Source organism: Providencia sp. UF-224 (assembly GCF_058245955.1).
Map to the genome: position 1 here is coordinate 49,162 of NZ_JBSICC010000026.1, position 6,888 is coordinate 56,049.

Annotated in this window: 6 protein-coding genes; 4 read left to right on the top strand and 2 right to left on the bottom strand. The window is 39.2% G+C overall.

The features are described from left to right. The first annotated feature begins 33 nt into the window (after window positions 1-33). The 4 genes from uvrD (at window position 34) to AC4IFO_RS18655 (ending at window position 4,535) form a co-directional block, all read left to right on the top strand. Window positions 34-2,196 carry a DNA helicase II gene (gene uvrD / locus AC4IFO_RS18640; protein WP_219244949.1) on the top strand — a complete coding sequence of 721 codons (2,163 nt, stop codon included), beginning with the start codon at window positions 34-36 and terminating at the stop codon, window positions 2,194-2,196. A gap of 151 nt (window positions 2,197-2,347) precedes the next feature. Beyond that, on the top strand, window positions 2,348-3,091 hold the full coding sequence (locus AC4IFO_RS18645; RefSeq protein WP_490736643.1) for a hypothetical protein: 744 nt from the start codon (window positions 2,348-2,350) through the stop codon (window positions 3,089-3,091). Between the two features lie 250 nt (window positions 3,092-3,341). Then, complete coding sequence (locus AC4IFO_RS18650; protein ID WP_490736645.1) at window positions 3,342-3,926, top strand: 2OG-Fe(II) oxygenase; 585 nt, start codon at window positions 3,342-3,344, stop codon at window positions 3,924-3,926. A 180-nt stretch (window positions 3,927-4,106) separates the two neighbouring features. Next, on the top strand, window positions 4,107-4,535 hold the full coding sequence (locus tag AC4IFO_RS18655) for a hypothetical protein (protein WP_490736647.1): 429 nt from the start codon (window positions 4,107-4,109) through the stop codon (window positions 4,533-4,535). Window positions 4,536-4,587: 52 nt separating this feature from the next. Here AC4IFO_RS18655 and prfH read toward each other — a convergent pair whose 3' ends face one another. After that, window positions 4,588-5,196 (bottom strand): peptide chain release factor H, encoded by a 609-nt coding sequence (gene prfH, locus AC4IFO_RS18660; protein WP_490736649.1) that lies wholly within the window; start codon window positions 5,194-5,196, stop codon window positions 4,588-4,590. A gap of 2 nt (window positions 5,197-5,198) precedes the next feature. Then, window positions 5,199-6,332: an RNA ligase RtcB family protein gene (locus AC4IFO_RS18665; RefSeq protein WP_490736651.1), complete on the bottom strand. Its 1,134-nt coding sequence runs from the start codon at window positions 6,330-6,332 to the stop codon at window positions 5,199-5,201. Window positions 6,333-6,888: the final 556 nt, after the last annotated feature.

Consider the following 6,888-nt stretch of genomic DNA (forward strand, 5'->3'; position numbering starts at 1 on the left):
GGTATTTGCCACTGTTTTGCTTTGATGGTAACTATGGACGTCTCTTATCTGCTCGAAGGTCTAAACGACAAACAGCGCGAAGCGGTTGCTGCCCCGCGTACCAATTTACTTGTTCTTGCGGGAGCTGGAAGTGGGAAAACGCGCGTATTGGTACACCGAATTGCATGGTTGATGTCCGTTGAGAATGCCTCGCCATTTTCGATTATGGCGGTGACCTTTACCAACAAAGCCGCGGCTGAAATGCGCCATCGAATCAATCAATTGATTGGCAGTAGCGAAGGTGGCATGTGGATTGGTACATTCCACGGTTTGGCACATCGCTTGTTACGCCAGCACTACATGGATGCCAACTTACCGCAAGATTTTCAAATTTTAGATAGTGACGACCAATACCGCTTAATTCGTCGGTTACTTAAAGCCATGAACCTTGATGAAAAGCAATGGCCACCGCGTCAAGGTATGTGGTACATCAATGGCAAAAAAGATGAAGGGCTTCGTCCACAACACATTGAAAGTTATGGAAACCCTGTTGAGGCAACGTGGTTAAAAGTCTACCAAGCTTATCAAGAAGCGTGCGACCGAGCTGGGCTGGTGGACTTTGCAGAATTACTATTGCGTGCTCACGAGCTGTGGCTGAATAAACCCCATGTGCTGCAACATTACCGCGAGCGTTTCACCAATATTTTGGTGGATGAATTCCAAGACACAAATAGTATTCAATATGCATGGATCCGCGTGTTGGCGGGGGAAACGGGCAAAGTGATGATCGTCGGGGACGATGATCAATCGATTTACGGCTGGCGTGGTGCACAAGTTGAAAATATTCAGCGTTTCCTCAATGATTTTCCTGGTGCAGAAACTATTCGGCTTGAACAAAACTACCGTTCAACCAACAACATTCTAAAAGCCGCGAATACATTAATTGCCAATAATAGCGACCGTTTAGGGAAGAATTTATGGACGGAAGGCGGAGACGGCGAACCGATTTCGCTTTATTGTGCATTTAATGAATTAGATGAAGCTCGCTATGTCGTGGGGCGCATCAAACAATGGCAGGAAAATGGTGGTGCTTTACAAGATTGCGCCATGTTATACCGTAGCAATGCGCAGTCCCGTGTACTTGAAGAAGCATTAATTCAAAGTGCGATGCCGTATCGTATTTATGGTGGGCAACGCTTCTTTGAACGTCAGGAAATCAAAGATGCACTTTCTTATTTAAGGCTGATTGCGAATCGTAATGATGATGCTTCATTTGAGCGAGTAGTTAACACCCCGACGCGTGGGATTGGTGAGCGTACTTTAGATACTGTGCGCCAAACAGCACGTGACCAGCAATTAACATTATGGGAAAGTTGTGAGTACTTACTTCGCGAGCAAGTCCTTGGTGGGCGTGCAGCGGCATCCATCGAACGCTTTTTAGAACTGATTGACGCACTCGCGAAAGAAACCCAAGAAATGCCATTACATGTTCAGGCAGATAGAGTGATTAATGACTCGGGTCTGCGTGCAATGTATGAACAAGAAAAAGGCGAAAAAGCACAGGCTCGAATTGAAAACTTGGAAGAACTCGTCAATGCGACTCGTGACTTCAGTTATCAAGAAGAAGACCAAGATCTCATGCCATTGCAGGCTTTTTTATCCCATGCAGCCCTTGAATCAGGCGAAGGCCAAGCAGATGTCAGCCAAGATGCCGTTCAATTAATGACACTTCACTCCGCCAAAGGTTTGGAATTTCCAGTGGTCTTTATTGTGGGCATGGAAGAAGGCATGTTCCCGAGTCAGATGTCGATGGATGAAAGTGGTCGTTTAGAAGAAGAGCGTCGCTTAGCTTACGTCGGTATCACTCGAGCAATGGAAAAGCTCACCATTACTTATGCAGAAAGCCGCCGTTTATATGGTAAAGAAGTTTACCACCGGCCATCGCGTTTTATTGGCGAACTCCCAACGGAATGTGTGGAGGAGGTTCGCTTACGCGCTACAGTTTCACGACCAGTTAGCCATCAGCGCCTTGGTACGCCTATCAGTCAAAATGATTCCGGCTATGCTTTAGGCCAGCGAGTAATGCACCCAAAATTTGGTGAAGGCACGATTATTAACCTTGAAGGCAGCGGTGAGCATTGTCGTTTGCAAATTGCGTTTCAAGGGCAAGGTATTAAGTGGCTGGTAGCGTCTTATGCAAGGTTAGAAACCTTATAGATTTCTTCTCTTAACACCGCCGATTGGCGGTGTTTTTATATGAACCTATTATTATTTAATAAAAATTATAATAAATAAAAATTTGTTATTTTTTATTTTTAACCTTACTCTTTTTTAGTACTAATTAATTTTTATTTATAAAGGAATATATATGAAAAATATAGATGATATCAATAAGGACTTAGATGGATTAAAATTAAAATCCACGGAAATGGATGAGTTATTAATAAAAAGAGATGAGATTACTAAATCATTAATAAAGGCAATAGAAAAAAATATCAACGATATAGATGGGGAAAGATTTAGGGGGAAGTCAGCCTTTAAGAAATCACTGGAATTATTAAAGGTTAATGTAGATAAAAACAGTGAAAATAAAGATAACTATATAAAGGAAAATTATTCAAATTTAAATGATAAAGTGTTAAACATAAATACAGAAAATTATACTGATTACAGTATTGGGCAAAACTTAGCCTATACTAGGTCGCTTGAGAGAAAAATAAATAATATTGACTCTTGGCATACGCCAATGAAGAAGACTAAAACACTCCATTTAAGAAAAAGCTCGAAAGCAAATGAAAACCTATTAAACTTGCTAAAAGAGTACAATGAAAGTGAAGGGAATATAGCAAATTTACAATACGAGTCAGAAATACTGATTAATGATGCCAATAAAAACTGTTTCAATATCACTCTCTCTAAACTGAAAAATAATTTAAATTTTAACGAAGAGTTGTATGACCCAACTGTAGTTCTTGCTGACTATGGGACTGGGTTCGAGGTGCTTAGGGAAGGAACGACTTCAACAACACCAGAACAATTTGCTAGTAGTTACCAAAAGACAGGTAACCTTGGTTTGTCTATGCATAGAACGGCACAAGCAAAAGTCTGGTAACGGTATATTGTTAATCAAATGATTTAAAAATACGCACGGTTGGGAGAGCTGCGAGTTGTATTCTCCCTCGTTTAATTTATATGGTTTTCTAAGAACATATTGTTTTTAAAAGTGAATTTTTCATTGATTCAAATTTTTTGGTCTTTAAGTTTGATTTAATCAGCTAATCATCAAGATTTAAGTTTTTAATTTTATTTTTTAAGTTTCTTGCCGTATAAAGTTTTACCGAATAACCTTCCTAATATTTATCATGTCAATTAATGCACTTATTGATTCACTCTCCACACAGGGTTGGTATGTGTGGGACGATTTTCTGATCTCATCAGATATCCAAGAGATAAAACACTGCATACCAAACACACTGCAAGATGCTCGTATCGGCCATCGAGATTCATTGCAGGGCAATAGAGCGATTCGGGGTGACCAAACTGTATGGTTAGAACCTGAAATGGGAGCACCCATTGCTCTTTATATGGATAAAATGGAGGAAATACGCCAAGCACTGAATTACCAGTTGTATTTAGGCTTGCGGGATTTTGAAACGCATTTTTGCCGTTACCCGAATGGGGGTTTTTATAAAAAACACGTTGATAACCCGCGAGGTGTTGGCCGTCGTAAAGTCACAACGGTTTTATATATGAATGAGTCATGGAAATCAGGCGATGGCGGAGAACTTGTTGTTTTTGATAAAAACGATAATCATCTGTTTAAATTGGAGCCTTTAGCAGGAAGAATGATCTTTTTTATGTCAGAAGAATTTCCTCATGAAGTCCTACCTACAGAACAAAAACGTGAAAGTATAGCAGGTTGGTTTTTAACCGAAAAAATTCTCTAGCGTTTACCCCCTTGATGCCGCCTCTGAAAGGAGGCTGGCCGCTAACTATTCATTCAACAATAAAATAGATATTGAATTTATAAATTATTTGGCTATTTTAATTTTGTCATCTACTTGCGGCTATAAATGACGACTAATTTATCATTAATTTAAATGGAAATAATAAGGGTGGATTAAGTTATGAATTTATTTTTTAATAGCGAAGAGTATTTAAATATTTTGGATGAAGAAAGAAAGTTTCGCAAAGAACTTGAAGAATTAATTGATTTTAATAAAAAACAAATAAAATCAGAAATTAACTCGAGCAATAAAGATACCTATTTAATTAACTATCTTGAAGCAGAAAACAAAGACTACCAAGTGACACTTGATGCGGTAAATAAAAAAATAGAAGAAATTGAGTCAGCTTTTGAGTTAATTTATCACACACCTTGTGATTTTAAAAATAAATCACTGAAAGAAGACTTTATTCAGAAATCCAGTGCTGATGCTGTGTTAAGGGAGCAAATAGCCAGTTTTCCATTACCAGATAAATCCATGTTGGGCGGTAAAGAGTGTCATATTACGGGGCAATCAATGGAGGCTCTCCCGATGCTGTATCAGCCATAATTAAGTTCAGCCAGTTAGCCACCCTATAGCTCAAGGGTGACTAATTTTTATATTATATCAATCGTTTAAACTCTTTACCTGAAAAGGTAATAGCAGCATTACCCCTTTCAATCTGGTAATGAGAATGGTGACGCTGCTTATCCAATGCATTTAATTGTTGTGATTGATGCTCATTAAGCTTCCATTGTATCAATTGTTTAGCCAATTTTTTGTTCGCATGTTGGCTACGTTCAGATTGAACCTTTACGGTAATCCCCGTTGTCACATGCCTTGCTCTAACGGCAGAAGATGTTTTATTCACATGCTGCCCTCCTGCGCCTTGGGCTTTCGTGAATTCAAATTCGATTTCACTTTCTTCAAGAGGCTGAATCGGTGAAAAGCGGATTACACTCATAAACCAATTTTTTCGTTTATGGCGAGGGCGTAAAGGGCTCTGGCATTGCCATTGCACCGTACCACACCAAGCTTGGGCTAGCTGTTCTGCATGCTCTCCATCAAGAGAAAGTAAGGCGGACTTTAACCCGTGTTTCGATGGGAATGACTCTAAAATATCAACGCAAACTCGCAGCTCTGTTGCATCTTGTAAAAAACAGGCGAGTGCTTTTTCAACAGCCATACAGCATTCTTCAGGGCCTTGTGCAGAGGAAAATTGTAATAGCATAATTAACATTCTCCACTGGTTTTATATGTGATAATGGGTTTTAGCCGAGCCACGACCTGAATAATTCCAATATTCACCATACTTTCAATCACTGTATCAATAGATTTATAAGATTGTGGGGCTTCTTCGTAAATCAATTGTTTGTTTGCACAGATAACACGACTCCCTAGCGCTGTTCGTGATAATTGAAGAGGTGTATAACGGTGTGATAACCGTCCTTTGCACTCAGTTCGCATCCATTTACGACCCGCTCCATGAGCAAGGGAGTTCAGACAAGCTTCATTTGGCTGGGGGGAAACTAAATAGCTGTAATCACCTCGTGAGCCAGGGATAATCACAAAGCCACGGTCAGAAGGTGTGGCACCTTTGCGATGAAGCCAGCCAGCGACGCCATTGATATTGCAAGGCTCGACTAAATTATGGTTGATATCTAAATTCAGCTCCCCTGTTGCTTTTACTTGCTGCAACATACGTAAACCAATTAAACGTCGATTTATTTGCGCAAAATTGAGCGCATTTTGATGTGCATGAAGGTATTCTTTTGCATCATCAGAGTCTTCAAAAAGGCCATCGTGGCTGTGACGTTCAACATGTTGACGTAAGATAGATTGCCCCAAACCACGAGATCCACTGTGAACAAGTAACAGTAATTGCTGTTTATTTAGACTGCTTTTCGCAAATAATTCAGGTTGTAATATTTCATCGATTGATTGAAATTCAGCAAAATGATTACCACCGCCAATAGAACTTAGTGATGCCATAAAATCATGTGATTTCATATCATGAGGAACATATTCATCAAGCCATGTTGATGGCGCATGGTCCGGCATCTCAGAAAGTTGTTTTTCGAGCTTATCGAGATTAACTTTTGATTTTTTAATATCCGTTTGAAATAAACTCATTCCGCAGCCAATGTCATTCCCAACCAGAGCTGGGTAGAACCGTTTGGCAGAAAAAAATGCTGCACCAATAGGATACCCACGACCAGGGTGGAGATCTGGCATACCAACGACGGATACCATATTGGGTAGGTTTGCAGTAATTTGTAATTGTTGGATTGCTTTACTTTCAATCCAAGTTGTTTCCGTGGCGATATAACTGACGTGTTCGCTCACAGAATGAAAGGTATTGCCCATAAGTCATAAACTCATTTCTAATTAAAAAATAAGGTGAATTAGCAGGCAAAACTGAATAGAGAGGAAACCTAGTATTGAGTATGCCCACAAAGAGTTTGATTAGTTGTTGTCATGATAAACCTCCTTGCAGTTTGTTATTGGATAGAAAACGCTGGGGATATTAGCGGGATGTATTTTTATTTGCAAGTGTTATTTTTTTTGAATGAAAATTTTAGTATTTTTCTTAAGTTGAAGAGTTTAAATAACGATTTAAAAATAGATTTTTATTTTAAATTCTATTTAACTATTTTTATAATAATATCTGAATAAAGTGTTTTTAATAAGCATTTTTATGAGGTAAATCGTGCGTAAAATATAAAACTTTGCTAATCTGCGGTTGGGTGCTTGAGCCTTTCTGGTTCAATTCACTTATTTTGGAACAGAAATGAAAAAGCCCCGTTAGTTATTATTCACCAACGAGGCCCGATCCAAACCTAAGCAGTTAGGATTGTGCCTCTTAACAATTAAGAGGTCAAGGGAAATGAGCAAGTTCGCAGTGATTGCGTTTGTATCAGCG

Excerpts from the sequence above, each read along its gene's own strand:
- AC4IFO_RS18645 (WP_490736643.1), top strand. The coding sequence starts at position 2,348 with ATGAAAAATATAGATGATATCAATAAGGACTTAGATGGATTAAAATTA.
- AC4IFO_RS18665 (WP_490736651.1), bottom strand. The coding sequence starts at position 6,332 with ATGGGCAATACCTTTCATTCTGTGAGCGAACACGTCAGTTATATCGCC.
- uvrD (WP_219244949.1), top strand. The coding sequence starts at position 34 with ATGGACGTCTCTTATCTGCTCGAAGGTCTAAACGACAAACAGCGCGAA.
- AC4IFO_RS18650 (WP_490736645.1), top strand. The coding sequence starts at position 3,342 with ATGTCAATTAATGCACTTATTGATTCACTCTCCACACAGGGTTGGTAT.
- prfH (WP_490736649.1), bottom strand. The coding sequence starts at position 5,196 with ATGCTATTACAATTTTCCTCTGCACAAGGCCCTGAAGAATGCTGTATG.
- AC4IFO_RS18655 (WP_490736647.1), top strand. The coding sequence starts at position 4,107 with ATGAATTTATTTTTTAATAGCGAAGAGTATTTAAATATTTTGGATGAA.